Origin of the sequence: Aeromicrobium sp. SORGH_AS_0981 (assembly GCF_031453195.1) — a bacterium.
In the GTDB taxonomy this organism is placed as follows: domain Bacteria; phylum Actinomycetota; class Actinomycetes; order Propionibacteriales; family Nocardioidaceae; genus Aeromicrobium.
In genome coordinates this window covers 958589-974971 of the sequence record NZ_JAVIZD010000001.1, presented here as the reverse complement: position 1 = coordinate 974971, position 16383 = coordinate 958589, and the positions used below count along the sequence as shown (strand labels likewise).

Annotated in this window: 10 protein-coding genes and 1 pseudogene; 1 reads left to right on the top strand and 10 read right to left on the bottom strand. The window is 73.6% G+C overall.

Annotated features, from left to right (window positions below; all coding sequences use genetic code 11):
* Positions 1-6: 6 nt before the first annotated feature.
* The 9 genes and pseudogenes from QE370_RS05005 to QE370_RS04965 form a co-directional block, all read right to left on the bottom strand.
* A pseudogene (locus tag QE370_RS05005) lies at positions 7-3168 on the bottom strand (amino acid adenylation domain-containing protein); the annotation flags it as partial.
* Between the two features lie 3 nt (positions 3169-3171).
* Positions 3172-3804: a phosphopantetheine-binding protein gene (locus QE370_RS05000; RefSeq protein WP_309633653.1), complete on the bottom strand. Its 633-nt coding sequence runs from the start codon at positions 3802-3804 to the stop codon at positions 3172-3174.
* A complete protein-coding gene (locus QE370_RS04995) occupies positions 3804-4658 on the bottom strand; it encodes a class I SAM-dependent methyltransferase (protein WP_253023100.1) in 855 nt (284 codons plus the stop codon). The genes QE370_RS05000 and QE370_RS04995 overlap by 1 nt, the downstream gene beginning before the upstream one ends.
* Positions 4655-8230: an amino acid adenylation domain-containing protein gene (locus QE370_RS04990; RefSeq protein WP_309635236.1), complete on the bottom strand. Its 3576-nt coding sequence runs from the start codon at positions 8228-8230 to the stop codon at positions 4655-4657. Before QE370_RS04990 ends, QE370_RS04995 begins: the two co-directional genes overlap by 4 nt.
* The gene (locus QE370_RS04985; protein ID WP_309633652.1) at positions 8130-10304 is read right to left on the bottom strand and encodes an AMP-binding protein; all 2175 of its coding nucleotides are present in this window, start codon (positions 10302-10304) and stop codon (positions 8130-8132) included. Before QE370_RS04985 ends, QE370_RS04990 begins: the two co-directional genes overlap by 101 nt.
* 19 nt (positions 10305-10323) lie before the next feature.
* On the bottom strand, positions 10324-10512 hold the full coding sequence (locus QE370_RS04980; RefSeq protein ID WP_253023096.1) for an MbtH family NRPS accessory protein: 189 nt from the start codon (positions 10510-10512) through the stop codon (positions 10324-10326).
* Position 10513: 1 nt separating this feature from the next.
* A complete protein-coding gene (locus tag QE370_RS04975; RefSeq protein WP_309633651.1) occupies positions 10514-13711 on the bottom strand; it encodes an amino acid adenylation domain-containing protein in 3198 nt (1065 codons plus the stop codon).
* 22 nt (positions 13712-13733) lie between these two features.
* The gene (locus QE370_RS04970; protein WP_253023094.1) at positions 13734-14543 is read right to left on the bottom strand and encodes a phytanoyl-CoA dioxygenase family protein; all 810 of its coding nucleotides are present in this window, start codon (positions 14541-14543) and stop codon (positions 13734-13736) included.
* 37 nt (positions 14544-14580) lie between these two features.
* Positions 14581-15264 carry a 4'-phosphopantetheinyl transferase superfamily protein gene (locus tag QE370_RS04965; protein WP_309633650.1) on the bottom strand — a complete coding sequence of 228 codons (684 nt, stop codon included), beginning with the start codon at positions 15262-15264 and terminating at the stop codon, positions 14581-14583.
* Positions 15265-15344: 80 nt separating this feature from the next.
* Between QE370_RS04965 and QE370_RS04960 the strand changes: the two genes are divergently transcribed.
* The gene (locus tag QE370_RS04960; protein ID WP_309633649.1) at positions 15345-15827 is read left to right on the top strand and encodes a GNAT family N-acetyltransferase; all 483 of its coding nucleotides are present in this window, start codon (positions 15345-15347) and stop codon (positions 15825-15827) included.
* A 22-nt stretch (positions 15828-15849) separates the two neighbouring features.
* Here the strand turns inward: QE370_RS04960 and QE370_RS04955 are convergent, their stop codons facing one another.
* Positions 15850-16197 carry a hypothetical protein gene (locus QE370_RS04955; RefSeq protein ID WP_309633648.1) on the bottom strand — a complete coding sequence of 116 codons (348 nt, stop codon included), beginning with the start codon at positions 16195-16197 and terminating at the stop codon, positions 15850-15852.
* Positions 16198-16383 lie beyond the last annotated feature (186 nt).

Below are 16383 nucleotides of genomic sequence, written 5' to 3'. Positions count from 1 at the left end.
GGCGGCGAGCGCCTCGACCGTGCGTCCGGTGAAGACGTCTGCGAGGGTCACGCGCGTGCCGGAGCGGTCGGTCAGTCGCAGTGCCAGGCGCAGGGCCGTGAGCGACGTCCCGCCCTCGGCGAAGAAGTCCCCTCCGTGACTGGACCCGAGCAGCTCGATCCAGCACTCGCGCACGAGTCGCTCCGCGTCGTCGTCCTCACGCTGCGTGCCGACCGCCGTCGGCGGCGGCTCGGAGGTCGTCCGGACCGAGGTCCCGAACGCCGGCAGGAGGTCGCGCACGGCCGTGACGTCCGTCTTGCCGTTCGCCAGACGCGGGAGCGAGTCGACGGGCACGACGACGGCGGGGACGAGCGCTCGGGGGAGCCGTCGGGCCAGGTCGCGACGCAACGCCCGCGGGTCGAGTCCGACGTCCCCCGTGACGGCAGCGGCGAGGCGCGCCGACCGAGCGTCCCGTTGCACCAGCGCGACGGCGGAGGTGACGCCCGGTGAGGCGAGCAGCGCAGCCTCCACCTCGCCGAGCTCGATCCTCAGCCCGTTGACCTTGACCTGGCGGTCGGAGCGTCCCAGGTAGACGAGTGCACCGTCCGGCCGTAGCCGCGCCAGGTCGCCGGTGCGGTAGCAGCGTCCGCCCGGCTCGTCCCCGACGGGGTCGGGCACGAACCGCTCGGCGGTCAGCCGTGGGCGGCTCGCGTACCCGTCGGCGAGCCCGGCGCCGGCCAGGTGGACCTCGCCGACCGCGCCGGGAGGCACCACGTAGCCGTCGCGGTCGAGGACGTACGCCCGCCCGCCGGGAACGGCCCATCCGATCGGTGGCGCCTCGCCGGCGGCCACGACGGCTGCGGTCGAGTAGGTGCAGTCCTCGGAGGGCCCGTAGATGTTGACCACCCGCTGCGCGCCGGCGGCCGTCAGGCGCTCGACCAGGCTGCGTGGCAGGGGTTCGCCACCTGCCGCCACGACCATGCCGGAGACGTCGAGCGACCCGATGTCGAGCGCGGCCGACAGGAGCGTGGGGACACCGGCGGTGAACGTCGACGCCGGAACCTCGCGGGGGCCGTCGAGCAGGGAGTCGACGAGGTGCACCGTGCCACCCGTCGACAGGGTCGGGTACAGCTCGACGGTCGAGACGTCGAAGGAGATCGAGGTCGCGGCGAGGGAGCGACGCAGCGGCGCGGTGCCGAAGACCTGCAGCGACCCTCGGACCATGGCCAGCACGGCGCGATGCGGGATCGACACGCCCTTCGGCGTGCCGGTCGACCCGGAGGTGTAGAGCAGGTAGGCCTCGTGCTCGGCCGTGACCTGGGTGACGGGGAGGTCGTCCGTCGTCGGTCCGGCTGCGTTGCGCACGTCGATCGGGTCGCACACCTCGCCGAGGGGCTCGGGGACGGCGTCGTCGACGAGCAGGGCCCGGCATCCCGCGTCGCGCAGCATGAAGGCGAGCCGCTCGGTCGGGTAGGTCGGGTCGAGGGGCACGTAGGAGGAGCCGTGGGCCCAGACCGCGAGCAGCGCCGGGACGAGCTCCTCGGAGCGCGCCAGCATCACGCCGACGCGCGAACCGGGGGCCACGCCCTCGGCGTGCAGGCGGCGGGCCAGCACCCCAGCGCGTCCGACGAGCCCGGCGTAGGTGAGCGAGGTCGTCGCCGTGCGCACGGCCACGGTCTCCGGGGTGCGGCGTGCCGCGGCGCGCACCAGGTCCCACACGTGGTCCGCGGCCGGCAGCTCGACGTCGACTCGCTCGGTGTCCCAGGCGGGGGTCTGGGGCAGTGCTCCCGGGAGGTGGCGGAAGCGGCCGCGGACGTCGTCGTCGGGGTCCTGCGTGGCGGCGTCGGCGAGCAGCTGGACCAGGTCGAGCACACGATCGGCCGAGGCGCGGTCGACGACGGAGGTGGCGTGCTCGAGCTCCAGACGCAGGCGGTCGCCCCGCCGGTGCAGGGTGAGCGCGAGGTCGAACTTCGCGCTCCCGCCGTCGACCTCGACCGGCTCGGCCACGAGGTCCGGCCACGCAGCCCGCTCCCCGGTGTCCTCGGCGAGGGCGAAGGTCACCTGGAAGACGGGGGGTCGGCTCGCGTCACGATCGGCCCCGACCGCGTCGACGACGGCGTCGAGTGGCACCAGCTGGTCCTCCACCGCGTCGACCCAGGCGTCGTGGACGCGCCGGGCGACGGCACGGGGGACGGTCGTCCCTGTGAGGTCGAGGCGGACCGGGACGGTGTTGACGAACATGCCGACCACGTCGTCGAGCCCCAGCGAGGGGCGTCCGAGCACCGGGACGCCGACGACGAGGTCGTCCTGACCGCTCGTGTGGCGGATCGCGTCGGCGAACAGCGCGAGCCCGACGGAGAAGAGCGTCGTCCTCGCCGCCTGGGCCAGTCGCAGGAGTGCCGCGCTGGTCCGAGGGTCGAGCTCGCGCACGACGGTGGCCCCCGCGAAGTCCTGCGTCGACGGACGGGGCTGGTCGGTGGGGAGGTCCAGGAGCGCCGGTGCGCCCGCGAGCCGGTCGAGGACGCGGCGCAAGGCTTGCTCGGTGCCTTGGTCCCGCTCGGCCTGCTGCTCCCCGAGGACGTAGTCGGCGTAGCGTCCTGCCGGTGCCGGCCAGACGCTGTCGAGCCGGCGGTGCGCGTCGTCGTAGCAGCGGGCCAGGTCGCGGTCGATGATCTCGAGCGACCGACCGTCCGCCACGGCGTGGTGGACGTCGAGGAGGACGAGGTGGTCGGTGGCGTCGTAGCGCACCACCTGGAGCCTGGTCAGCGGTGCGCCGAGCACCTCGAAGGGGGTCGCGGCGGCGGCGCGGGCCCGACGGCGTGCATCGTCGGGCCGGTCCTCGGCGGGGATCGCCACGTCGAGGACCGGCCGGGCCTCCCGGGGCTCGCCCGGCAGGGCGAGCAGCATGCCCTCGTGGTGCACGAAGCGCCGGGTGAGCTGCTCGTGCCGGAGCTGCAGCCGTCGGTACGCCTCGTGCAGGGCCACCACGTCGAGCGGACCGTGGAACCGCGTGGCGGTCGACAGGTTGTAGGCCGCCGCACCACCGCTCCAGGACGACATCACGATCATCCGCTCCTGCACCGCGGACGGCGTGATCGCGGCGCGTGTGACGGGGTCGTCGAGCGCCCGCTCCACGAACGTCGCGCGACGGGCCGCCGGGAGCGACTCGAACTGCTCGTGCAGCGCCATCGACTAGACCTCGCTCGTCGGCGGGGCGGTGTCGGCGGCGCGTGCCAGGAGGACCTCCGGCGCGAGGCCGGTGGCCGTCGGCTCCGTCCTCAGGTGCGTCGTGAAGAGGTCCGTGCGCGGGAAGCGGAACAGCGTGACCAGCGCGATGGAGCTGCCGAGCGCCTCGTTCAACGCGCTCACCACGCGGATCGCGGTGAGCGAGTCGCCGCCGGAGCGGAAGAAGTCGAGGTCGTCGGTGGCCGCGGTGCCCGGCAGGTGCGCCGACCACACCGCTCGGACGAGCTGGTCGAGAGGGTCGACGGAGGTCGTCGCCGGCGGGGGCGGCGGGGGCGGCGGGGGCGCGCTCACCTGTGCATCGACGAGGCGGGCCAGCGCGGCCCGGTCACGTTTGCCCTGCGCGTCGCGGGGCACCTCGGGCAGGATCGCGACGTGCGCCGGCACGCTCGAGCGCGGCAGCGTGGAGAGCAGCTGTCGTCGGACCTCGAGGGCGTCGAGATCTGCCGAAGGTGCGGGGACCACGTAGGCCACGGGCACGGTCGGCACACGCTCCCCGGTCAGCAGCTCCCACGCGCGGAAGGTCCGTCCGGGCTCGAGCTCGCCGAGGCGCTCGACGAACTGCTCGATCGAGACCCCCATCACTTCACCGCCGTGACGACGCACATGGAGTCGGTCCACCAGTACTCGCAGTCCGGTGGCGGAGCCAGTCCGTCCACGACCTCGACGGCGAAGGAGGAGAAGTAGCGCAGGAGGCTGCGCTGGTGTCGCCGGCTGAGTGAGTCGCGCTCGTTGGTGTAGTAGGTGAAGACGCCACCCGGACGCAACCGACTGGCTGCGGCCGGGAAGAACGCCTCCGCCACGGTGGAGTCGCGCAGGACGAACTCGTCGAACTCCTGCTCGCTCGTCGGGAAGGCGTCCCAGAAGACCCCGTCGTAGAGGCCGAGCCGAGGCACCTGCTCCTGCCAGTGGCCCGACACCACCTCGATGTCCGCGTGGGGGCGCGTGGCCGCCCAGTCGCGGGCCACCTCGGCCACGCGGTCGTTGAGCTCGACGATGGTGTGGGACCGCACGCCGCAGTCCTCGATGAAGCCCGCCGAGAGCCCCAGGCCGAAGCCGATCTCCAGCACGTCGCCGTGCGAGGCGGTCACGACCTCCGCCATCCGGCGCATGAGCGGGATCTCCCAGTCCTGCATCACCTGCTGGTCCTCGATCAGCAGCTGGCCGTCCACGTAGGTGGCGTCGCTCTTCTCCCACGCACCCGGGCTGATGGCGCGTCGGGTGTCGCTGCCGACGAAGTCGGGGGCGACGAGGTCGAGGTGGTGCAGCTGCTCCACGAGCTCGTCGACGGCGCGGTTCGTCACCCAGTGACGCTGTTCCCCGCGCGGCGCGCCGATGTAGGAGGACCGCAGGAACTCGAGGGTGATCTCGACGTCCCGCAGCCGTCGGCGCACCTGACGCGCGCGCAGGGACCTGTCGGTGCTGTCGTCGTTCACGTGTCGGTCTCCAGCTGGTCGAGGATCGAGTCGAGCAGGTCGTGCAGCTCGGGGTCGGTGGACCGGGCGGCGAGGTGCGTGCCCAGGCGGCGCAGGACGTCGTTCTGCAGGGACACGGACGTGACGCCCGCGTCGGCCACGCCGTCGAGGTCCTCCAGGGCGCGGACGATCTCGGCGGTCTCGACGCGGACACCGTTGATGGACAGCTGGTCGTCATCGCGTCCGAGGAACGCGAGCGACCCGTCGCGGCGCACGCGGGCGAGGTCGCCCGTGCGGTAGACACGGCCCAGGGACGGGTGGTCCAGGTAGCGCGCTCGTGTGCGGACGGCGTCGCGGTGGTACCCGAGTCCGACGCAGGCGCCGCCCAGCACGAGCTCGCCCCGCACGCCCCGCGGGACCGGCTGGAGGTGCTCGTCCAGGACGGCCGCGGAGGTGTTCGTGATCGGTCGCCCGATCGGCACGTCGCCGTGCTCGGAGGGGTGGAGCTCATGGGCGACGGAGCCGATGGTGGCCTCCGTGGGGCCGTAGAGGTTGAGGAACCGCGCCCCGAGGTCGAGCCGCGGGAGGAGGGCTGCGACCCCCGGGGTCAGCTCCTCGCCGCCCACGACCACGACCTCGAGCGCCCGCAGCATCGACGCGGCCGCCGGGTCGTGCGCGGCGTGCTCGAGCAGACCGCGCAGGACCCCGGGCACGAGGTCGATGGTGGAGACCTGGTGCTCGGCCACGGAGCGGCAGAACGCCTCCGGTCTCGCCTGCAGCGTCGGGTCGCCGACGACGGTCGCGCCGCCGAGCGTCAGCGGCCACAGGGACTCCCAGACCATGCTGTCGTACTGCGGGGCGGTGGTCCACAGCACGCGTCGGGCTGCTCGGGTACCCAGCTCCTGACTCATCCACGCGAGCCGGTTGAGGACGCCCCGGTGAGCGATCTTCACCGCCTTCGGCTCGCCCGTCGTGCCGGACGTGAACATCGCGTACATGGGCTCGTCGAGCGCGCCGACGAACGACGCCGCGAGTCCGGACGGCGGGGTCGGGCGGGCGTGTCGAGGCACGGTGACGACGGTCCGCGAGCCGTCGAGAGCCGACAGGACCTCCTCGTCCCCGACGACGACCGGGCTGCCGATGTTCTCCAGGGCCCGCTCGAGTCGCGCGGCGGGCCAGTCGGGCGCCAGCGGGACGAACGCCGAGCCCGCCGTGTTGACCGCCAGCATCGCCGCGACGAGCTCGGGCGACGACGGGAGGACCACAGGCACCAGTGGCGGTACGGCACCGGCCTCGCGGAGCCGGCCGACGACGTCGGCCACGAGGTCGCGCAGCGCGCCGTACGTGACGGAACGGCCACCCGAGACCACGGCCGTCGCCTCAGGATGGTCCCGTGCACCGTCGAGGAAGGCCTCGGCCACGGTGCGGGAGGGGACGTCGCCATCGCCGCCCCCGAGCACCGAGGCGAGGTCGTCGGGCAGGTCGACGGGGTCGAGGCAACGTCGTTCCGGATCGCTGAGCACCGCGTCCACCAGGAGCGCGAACGTGGTGGCCATGCGCTCCGCCTCCTCCTCGGACACCACGTCGAGGTCGTGCACGAGGTGGATGCGTGGGTCGCCCGGCGTAGGCCGGACGACGAGGGTGAGGTCCATCGTCGACGTCGACTCCGGCAGGTCGAAGGCCACGGCCTCGAGGGTGTCGAGGCGCATGGTCAGCGGCTCGGCCGGCTCCAGCACGACCATCGTCTGGAACAGGGGGTTCGTGTCGGCGCTGCGACCGACGCCGAGGTCCCTGAGCACCTCCTGCAGCGGGACGTCCTCGTGCTGCTGCGCGGCGAGCAGCTCGCGGGCGGTGCTGCGCAGGTGGTCGGAGACGGTCGGGTTCGTCGGTCGGTGGCAGCGCACGGGCAACGTGTTGACGAAGAAGCCGACGACGTCCTCCGTGCCGGGCGGCCGGTTGGCGCTCGGTGCTCCCACGACGAGGTCGTCTGCGCCGCACTCACGTGCGAGGAACAGCGAGAACAACGCGAACCACCACTGGTAGGTCGTCAGGCCCTCGCGTCGCGCGGACGCCTCCGCGCGGCGGAGAGCGTCGGACCCGAGTGGGACGGGTCGGCGTGCGCCGCGCCCGCTGCGCTGGACTGCGGTCGTGCGGTCGACGGGGAGGTCGAGCGCGGTCGGCGCTCCCGCGAGGAGGTCGCGCCAGAACGTCCGCCCCGCCGTCCGCGCCGGGCCGGACGACCGCTCGTGGATCGCTGCGTCGAGGTAGCTGACCGTTGGCGTGGGCAGTCGCGGCGTCGTGCCGCGGGCGATGGCGGTGTAGGCCGAGGCGACGTCGTCGAACAGCCGGCCGAGGGACAGCTCGTCGACGGCCACGTGGTGCAGGACGAAGAGGATCCGGGTCCCGCCGCTGGCTCGGGGAAGGACGCCCACCCGCAGGAGCGCTCCGGAGGAGAGGTCGAACGGGACGTCGACGAACGCCTGCTCCCCGACGGACAGGCCGGACCGGTCGTCCGCGACGGTCGCGTCGACCCGGGTCACCGTCGTGGGGTTCTCGGCTGCTGCGCTCTCGACCACCTGCTGCTGCAGCGTGCCGTCGACCATGCGCAGTGCCGTTCGGAGCGCGGGATGCGTCTGCTCGACGGCGCGGACCGCCTGCTCCAGCACGTCGACGTCGACCTCGCCGTCGACGTCGAACACGAAGGGTGAGTGGTAGGCCCGGGAGCCCGGGGCGAGCTGGTCGAGCAGCCACAGCCGCTCCTGCGCGAAGGACGCGGGGCCGACGGAGAGGCCCTGGGCCACGGGCGAGTCCCGGCCCCCGGTGGTGACCGACGGTGCGTCCTCGGGCCCGCCGGTCGATGGACGCACGTCGCCGAGCAGGGCGGCGGTGCCGCGTACGGTCGGGGCGGCGAAGAACTGCTCGGCCGCGAGGTCGGTGGAGTACTGCGACCGCAGCCGCACGAGGACGCGGGCGAGGTTCAGGCTGTTGCCACCCAGGTCGAAGAAGTTGTCGTCCGGGCCCGGCAGCTGACCGAGCACCTCGGACCACACGGCCGCGACCTCGCGCTCGAGCGGCGTGCTGCCCGCACCCGTCTCGGCGGTCGCCGACTCGGTGCGCAGCGAGACAGGCACGACGACCGGCGTGCCGTCCCGGACGACCCGGTAGACCGAGGGGCGCTCGTGGGGCGCCAGGGCATCACGTGCCTGCTCCGCGGCGCGGTGCACGAGCGTGGAGTCGTCGTCGACCTGCGGCTGGTTGACGGTGCGGGGCGCCGCGTAGGAGCGCGCCACGGTCGCCAGCGCCTCCTCGGCCTCCGCCCGGTCCTGCTCCGTGAACAGCACCACGTCGAGGTGGTCGGGCGACAGCGGGTGCGGCGCGGCCTCGCACGAGAGTCCGAGCGCCTGCGCCTGCGACCGTAGCGTGGCGACGCCCGCGCCCCGCGGCAGGGCACGCGCCACGATGGGGGCGCCGGGCTGCACGTGCTGCTGGAGATCATGCACGGTGAGGTCCGCTGCGGCGAGCTCGCGGACGGGGCGGGTGGCACGAGGGTCGGCGTCGAGCTCGAGCACCGCGTCGTAGCGGAACAGCGACATCTCGTCGACGGTGTCGACGTCCTTGCTCCGCGTCGCCACCCGTACGGGCCTGTCGTCCAGCACGGCGAGGTCGTGGAACCAGCGCGGTGCCAGCTGCAGCTCGATCTCCGCGCCCGACCGTGCGCCCTGCGGGGAGAAGCCTGGTTGGGCGGCGAGCCAGTCGCGGTAGGCGGGGTCGAGGTCGAGGTTGCGGACGTCGCCGACCACGACGTGTCCCCCCCGGCGCCAGGGCAGCGGCCGCGCGATCCAGCACGGCGCGCAGCTCGCGCCCGCCGCGCAGGTACTGCACGACCGAGTTGAGCACGACGACGTCGAAGGTCTCGTCCCTGATCGGCAGGCTCGACCGGATGTCGCCGACGTGGAGCTCGACCGAGGCGCGGACGCCACGCTCCCGGACCTGCGTCTCGAGGGTCTCCACCACGTCCGGGACGAAGTCGATGCCGACGTAGCGCTCGACGTGGTCCACGATGCCGTGCAGGACCATCCCGGTGCCGCAGCCCAGCTCCAGGACCCGGCGGGGCTCCAGGTCGAGCACCCGCGCGACGGCGGCGTCGCGCCACGCCTCCATCGTCGCGAGCGGCACGGGCGAGCCGTCCACGGCGCTGAGCCACGACGTCGCGTCGAGACCGAGAGGGTAGGACGTCCGGTCGTCGGCGTAGAGCGCCTCGTAGACGGGCCTCCAGTCGTCGTCACCGGGCGGGCTGGGCTGGAGGTCGGCGACCAGCGTCGTGACGCCGCCCTCGCGCACCGTGTGCACCCGGGCGGACTCGATGCCGTGGACCTGGCCGAGCACACGGGCGACGCCCTCGGGACGGACGGAGAAGCCGTTGACCGAGAGCGTGGCGTCGATCCGGCCGTGGTGGACGAGGGCACCGGTGGCGGTCTCGCTCACGCAGTCTCCCGTGGCGTACATGCGCCCGCCGGGCTCGACGGCGAACGGGTCGGGCACGAAGGCCGTGGCCGTCGCCGCAGGAGCCTGGCGGTAGCCGAGCGCGGCGACGTCGGCTCGCACGTACAGCTGGCCGCGCCCGCCTGCCGCCACCGGCGTCAGGGACTCGTCCAGCACGTAGCCCACCACCCCGGGAAGCGGGTGACCGAGCGGCGTGCCTTCCTCGGTGTCGTCCTGGAGCGTGAGCGGGCCCGCCGCGTGGGTCGTGATGCCGGTCTCGGTGGAGCCGTAGAGGCTGTAGAGGGCGGGGCCGGGCCCGCAGGTCTGCAGCCACCGCGCGATCGCGTCGCGCGGCACCGGCTCGCTCCCGACGCCGACCACCCGCAGGTGGGTCGGCGGGCGGGGGACCTCCCCCCGTTCGATGGCCTCGAGCCAGACGATCCACAGGGACGTGGGCAGGTCGACGACCGTCACCCGGTGGTCGCGCAGGTGCCGGTCGAGCCCGACGAGGTCGGTGCGGACGTCGTCGGGCACGGGAACGCTGCGGCACCCGGCGCGCCAGGTGGTGACGACCTCCTCGAGAGAGATGTCGACGGACGACGGGTGGAGCTGGAGCACCCCGTCGTCCGGGACGAGCCGCAGGTGGGTGGCCAGGCGCGTCGCCAGGCGCGCCAGACCCTGGTGCGAGCTGACCACTCCCTTCGGCTCGCCGGTGGTCCCCGAGGTCAGGGTCACGTAGGCCGCATCGGTCGCTCCTGGGGAGCGGGTGCCGGCGGTCCCCTGCGCCGCAGGGTCCGCGAGGTCGACCCGCAACGGGCGGAGCCCGAGGTCACGGGCGCGGTCCTCGTCGGGCCCGCCCATCACGAGGGCCACGGCACCGCGGTCACGGCCCACCACGCGTGCGTGTCGCGCCGGGGCCGCGTCGGGCTCGAGCGGCCGCCAGACCGCCCCGAGCCGCCAGGTGGCGAGCAGGGCCGCGGCGAAGTGCGGCCCTCTCGTGCCGACGTGGAAGACCGGGTCGCCGGGCGTGACGCCGAGCGCCTCCAGCTCGTGCCGGACCCGCTCGGCGCGACGGTCGACGTCGGCGAAGCTCAACCGGCCGTCGACGCCGTCGACGGCGACCGCGTCGGGGTCGCGCTGCAGGGCCGCGGCGAAGTGCTCGACGACGGAGGTCTGGTCCACCATGAGGGGTCTCGTCTCTCGATCAGCGGGCCGACGCGGGCCGGATGTCGGTCCAGACGGACTCGACATGGTCGAGGCACGCCTCCTTCGAGCCGACGAACCCCTCGGCCTGCCAGCCGACAGGGAGAGGTCGGCTCGTGGGCCACGTGGAGTACTGCTCCTCGTGGTTGACCACGACGGCGTGCTCCTCCGGTGTCACGTCGGTGCTCATGTCAGACGTCCTCCAGGTCTCTCATCAGGGTGTCGAGTCGCTCGTGCGCCTGCGCGGTGTCGGGTCGCGTCGTCTCGACCTCGACCGGTCGGGCGCGATGGGCGATCGCGGTGGCCGTCCGTCCGTCCATCACGTCGCGAAGCGTCACCGCAGCGACACCGTCGGCGGCGAGCGTCCACACGAGGCGGTTGGCCAGGAGCGAGTTGCCGCCGAGATCGAAGAAGTCGCTCGTCGGGCCGACGGCGGGCCTCTCCAGGACGCTCGCGATACTGCTGGCGACGGCGGCCACGAGTGGATCGTCGGCCGGTGCGACGGGCTCGCGCTCGACGTCGGTGCGGGCCCAGCGGTCCTCGAGGGCACGCGCGTCGATCTTGCCGTTCGGGGTGAGCGGGAAGCTCTCGACCTCGTACAGCCTGGCGGGGAGCATCGCCGGGGGGAGGTGGTCCGCGAGGTGGCGGCGCAGGTCCTCCTCGGTGGTCCCACCTTCGCCGGACCGCCGCCAGTAGCCGAGCAGCTCCGCGTGACCTCCCGCGCCACGCGTCGTGACGTAGGCCTGGGCGACTCCGTCGGCGGCGTCGAGCACGGTGCGGACCTCCTCCAGCTCGATCCGGAAACCGCGGATCTTGACCTGGGAGTCGCGGCGGCCGAGGTACTCCAGTGCACCGTCCTCGGTGTAGCGCGCGAGGTCACCCGTCCGGTAGGCCCGCTCGCCCGGTCCAGTCCCGCGGGCGTGGGGCACGAACGCGCGCGCCGTGGCGACCGGCATGCCCGCGTATCCCTGCGCGAGGCCGGGGCCGCTCAGGTACACCTCCCCGACGGCACCGGGGGGCACCAGTCGACCGTGGTCGTCCAGCAGGTGCACGCACGTGGCGCCGACAGGAGCGCCGATCGGGAGCCACGCCGGCCACGTGTCCGGGTCCTGCGCAGCGGCGTACATCGTCGCGACGTGCGTCTCGCTGGGTCCGTACTCGTTGTGGAGGCGAGCCGCCGGCACGGACCGGAAGAACGCGCGGAGGGCGTCGGTCACCACGAGCTGCTCGGAGCCGGACACGACGACCCGCAGGCTCGCGGGTGCGACACCCTGCGCCACGGCCCCAGCGGTCGCCTCCAGGAGTGCGGGAGCGGGCATGAACAGCCTCGAGACCTCGTGCTCCTGCACCAGACGCATCGTCCGGTGGACCGCGTCGCGCTGCTCCTCGCTGATGAGCACGAGCGTGCCGCCGGTCTGCAGCGTCCCGAAGATCTCCTGCGCGGACACGTCGAAGCCGAGCGACGCGAACTGCAGCGTCCGGTCGCCGGCCCCGATCCCGGGGTAGGTCCGCTCCTGCCAGTCGAGCAGGTTCCCCACCGCCTGGTGGGTCATGCGGATGCCCTTCGGTCGCCCGGTCGAGCCGGACGTGTAGGTGACGTAGGCGAGGGCCTCTCCCGCGGGCCTCCTCGCGACCTCGGGTACCGGGAGCGGCGCCTCGTCGAGGGCTGGGCGGTCGATGGTCTCGACGCCGAGCGCAGGAAGGACTCCGACGTCCTCGCCGGTGAGCGCCACCCGGACGGCGCAGTCCGTCACGACGTGACGCAGACGCGCTGCGGGATGGTCGAGCGTGAGTGCGACGTAGCCCGCGCCCGCGCCGAGGACGCCGAGGACCGCCGCGACCATGTCGGGCGAACGGGGCACGGACACCCCCACGACGTCACCGACGGCGACCCCGCGCGAGACGAGGGCGGCGGTCCACCGGGACGCCTGGTCGAGGAGCTCGGCGTAGCTGGTCGTCCGCCCCTCGTGCAGGACGGCCGGGTCGTCCGGCCGGGCGCGCGCCCAGCGCAGGATCGGCTCGTCGAGCTGGTGGGCGACCGGGCCCCGTCCGGCGTCCGGACCTCGGCCGAGGTCGAGCAGGCGGCGCTCCTCGGCGTCGTCGAGGAGGTCGATCTGGGCAAGGGGAGTGCCGGGCGACCCGGTGACCTCCCGCAGGAGGCGACCGTAGCGTCGCAGCAGCGACTCCGCCGTGGCGGTGTCGACGGCGTCGGCGCGGTGCTCGAGGTGCAGGCGCAGGCCCTCGTCCGTCGGCTCGACGAAGAGGGCGAGGTCGAACTTCGCCGTCCGCGTGGGCAGGTCGATCCGTCGTACGTCCGCGACGTCCTCGAGCACGAGACCGTCACCGGGGGGCTGCCAGGCGAACCAGACCGTGAAGAGCGGCCCGTCCGGCTCGCGGCCCGTGACCGCGCGCGCCACCTCCTCGTACGCCATCTCGGTCGAGGCCTCGAGCGCGTCGAAGAACGCGTCCCGCGTGGACTCCACGACGTCGTCGAACGTCCGGTGCCCCGGGAGGTGCGGGCGGACCACCAGGGTGTCGAGGAAGTAGCCCACGAGGTCGCCCGCGCCGGGACGGGACCGCTGCGCGAGGGGGGTGCCGACGGCGACGTCGTCGTGCTGGCCGTGGAAGGCGACCAGCGTCGCCCAGGCAGCGAGGTGCACGACGTACTCCGTGCAGGCGTGGGCGGCGGCCAGGTCGCGGACCGCGGCGCTGGTCGCGAGGTCGACCGTGGAGGTGGCATGTGCGCCACCGACGTCGGGACCGCTCCCGCTCGTCTCGCGACGCGGGAGGTCGAGCCGTGCCGGCGGGTCCGCGAAGGCCCGTGCGCGTCGGGCGATCCGGTCGTCCCGTCCCGGACCACGTGCCTGGAGCTCCTCCTGCCAGGCGCGCAGGTGGGTGGGCAGGATCTCGTCGTCCGAGGGCGGCGCCGCGGAGGCCCCGTCGCGGTAGCACCGGGCCACCTCCTCGAGCACGAGGTCCATGGACCAGTCGTCGAACACGAGATGGTGCACGACGACGGCGAGCACGTGGCGGTCCTCCGCCTCGAGCAGCAGCGCTCGGACGGGGAGGTCGTGGGCGAGGTCGAAGGGCCGGTCCGCCAGCTCGTCGAGGACACGATCGACCTCGTGCGCGTGGACGCGGCGCCGCTCGACCCGGGCCCCGGTGCCGGGCTCCGAGGCCCACCCGAACGGACGACCCCCGTCGCTGCGCACCCGCATCCGGAACGCGACGTGGGCGTCGAGGACGGTCTCCACGGAACGGACCAGACGGTCGGGGTCGAGGCCGTGCCCGATCGCGTAGGCGAAGGGCACGTGGTAGGCCGCGCCCCGGCCCAGCGAGTCCTGGATCCAGATCCCCTCCTGGCCAGGGGTGAGGGGGATCGTCGTCATCGAGGTCCTCCGGAGGACCAGCTCATCGGCTCGATCCGACGCGCCGCTCCAGCGCGTGGTCGGGGACGGCCTCGAGCGGGTCGACGTCGCGGGCGGCCACGAACTCCGGACGGGGGTCCTCGACGGTCGCCAGCGCGTTCTCGACGCTGTTGTAGGTGAGCACCACCATCCGGCGGTCGAAGGGCGACAGGTTCGACGACGACGCGTGCAGCAGGAGGCTGTCGAACATCACCACGGTGCCGCGCGGCCCCTTCGGTGCCACCATCTCCCGGCCGGCGAGAGCGGCCTCGAGCGTCGCCGGCGTGATCTGGTGGCGCAGCGTCGAGGACAGGGTGTCCGTCCACGAGGTCCCGGCCCGCGTCTCGGTCGAGACCTGCCCGCCGCGGTGCGACCCGGGCACGAACGTCAGGGGTCCGTTGAACTCCGTGACGTCGTCCAGGAAGAGGGCGAAGTTGACGGCACGGGGCCGGGGCATCCCGTCCTCGAGGTGCCAGAAGGTGAAGTCCTGGTGCCACTCCCAGTGGTCCCCGACGAGCGCGCGCTTGGCGTTGATCTTGAACTGGTGCACGTAGACCGGCCCGCCGAGCACGTCCTCGGACAGGCTCAGGAACCGCGGGAGCCTGACGAGGTCGGCGAAGACGTCGCTGACGAGGTGGCCGCCGTGGTGACCCCGCACCGTCGTGCCGTCCGACTCGAGGATGAGCGCGGGTGACGGCGTCGCGACGAGGTGCTCGAACTCCGTGACGAGCACGTCCACCTCGGCGGGTGCGAGGTGGTCCTGGAGCACCACGAATCCGTCGCGGTCGTACGCGGCCTGGTCGAAACCGGTCATCGAAGTCCCCCCCCGGGATGCATCGGTCGTGACGACCCTAACACCGCCCGTGGACGGCAGGACGCCAGTGCATCGCCGCCGCCACGACACCGTCGCGTGCGCCCCAGCACCCCGGCAGACGGGCCGGGAGCGACGTTCGGAGGTCGGCGTCGAGGGTGACCTCGAAGGTGCCGTCGAGGTCGAGGTGCACGGTCGCGTCCTCGAAGCCCAACCACCGCCGTTCCAGGGGGAACCAGACCTTGTAGCAGGCCTCCTTGGCGCAGAACAGCAGTCGGTCCCAGGGGACGGAGCCGTCCTGGTCGGCTCGTTCGGCCAGGTGACGACGTTCCGCCGGCGAGGCGACCACCTCGAGCACGCCGGGTGGCAGCGGCAGGCTCGGCTCGACGTCGATCCCGAGCCCCCGGACCTCCCCGGCCCGCGTCACGGCGCAGGCCGCGTAGTCGTCGCAGTGCGTGATGCTGCCGACCACGGGGGTCGGCCACAGCGGCTCGCCCTGGTCGCCTCGCGGGAGGACGGGCACGTCCCGGCCGAGCTCGGACAGGGCTGCGTGCGCGAGGAGTCGTCCGGTGGCCCAGTCGTCCCGGCGCCGCTCCCCCGCGCCGGGCACCTGACGGCGCTCCTCCTCGGCCAGGAGGTCCCAGGTTCGACCGGGCGTGCCGGACCGTCGAGCCTCGTGGACCACCACATCGGGGGGCAGCAGCGACGCGACGAGCGGGGTCACGGCTCGACCCTGCGGCCGGCAGGTCGGCGGCGACGGTCCACGGCGACAGGCTAGTCGTCGCGGGTGCGAGGATCGGACGCATGACCCACGTCCGCCCTGCGGCGCTCGCCGACGACACCGCCCTGCTCGGTCTCGACCTCGCGACCTGGAGCCCTCGGTGGTCGCCGGGCGAGCCGCCGGCTCGCGACACGTTCTTCGGCGAGCGCAACGGCGGTCCGGGCGGCTTCCTCGTCGCGGAGCGGGACGGTGCGGTCGTCGGCTACGTGGCACTCCACCCGGCGGGCGACCTGGCCACGCACGCGCACGTGCGCACGATCGACGGCCTGGCGGTGGACCCGTCGGCCCAGGGTCGGGGGATCGGCGAGCTGCTGGTGCGTGCGGCCGTCGAGCGGGCGCGCGCCGAGGGCGCCGCGAAGGTGACGCTGCGGGTGCTGGGCACGAACCCGGCGGCGCAGCGGCTCTACGAGCGCTGCGGCTTCGGCGTCGAGGGGGTACTCGTCGGCGAGTTCCTCATCGACGGCTCACCCGTGGACGACACGTGGATGGCGCTGCACCTGCGCTGACAGGCACCGCTCAAGGCGCCGCTCAGATCGTCTGGGCGACGACGTCGAGCTCGACCGGCACGCTACGGGCGCTCGACCCGGCGCTGATCCACAGCCCGACGGTGCGGGCGGCGTCGGGCTCGCTGGGGACCCACTCCGCGATCCACGCGGCGACGGCGCGGTCGGCGGTGCCGGGCCAGACGCGGTGGACGGTGACACGGGCGGGCGTCTCGAGGACGGGGAGGTCGACGTCGGGATCGATCTCGACGACCACCTGGCCGTACACGTCGTCGGGCAGCAGGGCCAGCGCCGACTGCAGCACCACGAGGTCGTCGGCGCAGCCGGCGAGCAGCACGTGCTGCAGCGGGACGCGGCGACGGTGGGACCTCATGAGGTGAGTATAGGCTTACCTGCGCCGCCTGAGGCAAGGGTTGCCTATCTCACACGAGCGGTTCGGTTTGCTTGTGGCGCGGATTGCGTCGCTTCCGACCGTCGTGGGCGCGGGGCTGCGTTGGTGCGGCCGGTACGGGGCGGGGGCCTCCGCAGGGGCCTCGACCGGATGACCCCAGCGCCTCGA

Excerpts from the sequence above, each read along its gene's own strand:
- QE370_RS05000 (WP_309633653.1), bottom strand. The coding sequence starts at position 3,804 with ATGGGGGTCTCGATCGAGCAGTTCGTCGAGCGCCTCGGCGAGCTCGAG.
- QE370_RS04990 (WP_309635236.1), bottom strand. The coding sequence starts at position 8,230 with ATGTCGCTGTTCCGCTACGACGCGGTGCTCGAGCTCGACGCCGACCCT.
- QE370_RS04985 (WP_309633652.1), bottom strand. The coding sequence starts at position 10,304 with ATGGTGGACCAGACCTCCGTCGTCGAGCACTTCGCCGCGGCCCTGCAG.
- QE370_RS04980 (WP_253023096.1), bottom strand. The coding sequence starts at position 10,512 with ATGAGCACCGACGTGACACCGGAGGAGCACGCCGTCGTGGTCAACCAC.
- QE370_RS04975 (WP_309633651.1), bottom strand. The coding sequence starts at position 13,711 with ATGACGACGATCCCCCTCACCCCTGGCCAGGAGGGGATCTGGATCCAG.
- QE370_RS04970 (WP_253023094.1), bottom strand. The coding sequence starts at position 14,543 with ATGACCGGTTTCGACCAGGCCGCGTACGACCGCGACGGATTCGTGGTG.
- QE370_RS04960 (WP_309633649.1), top strand. The coding sequence starts at position 15,345 with ATGACCCACGTCCGCCCTGCGGCGCTCGCCGACGACACCGCCCTGCTC.
- QE370_RS04955 (WP_309633648.1), bottom strand. The coding sequence starts at position 16,197 with ATGAGGTCCCACCGTCGCCGCGTCCCGCTGCAGCACGTGCTGCTCGCC.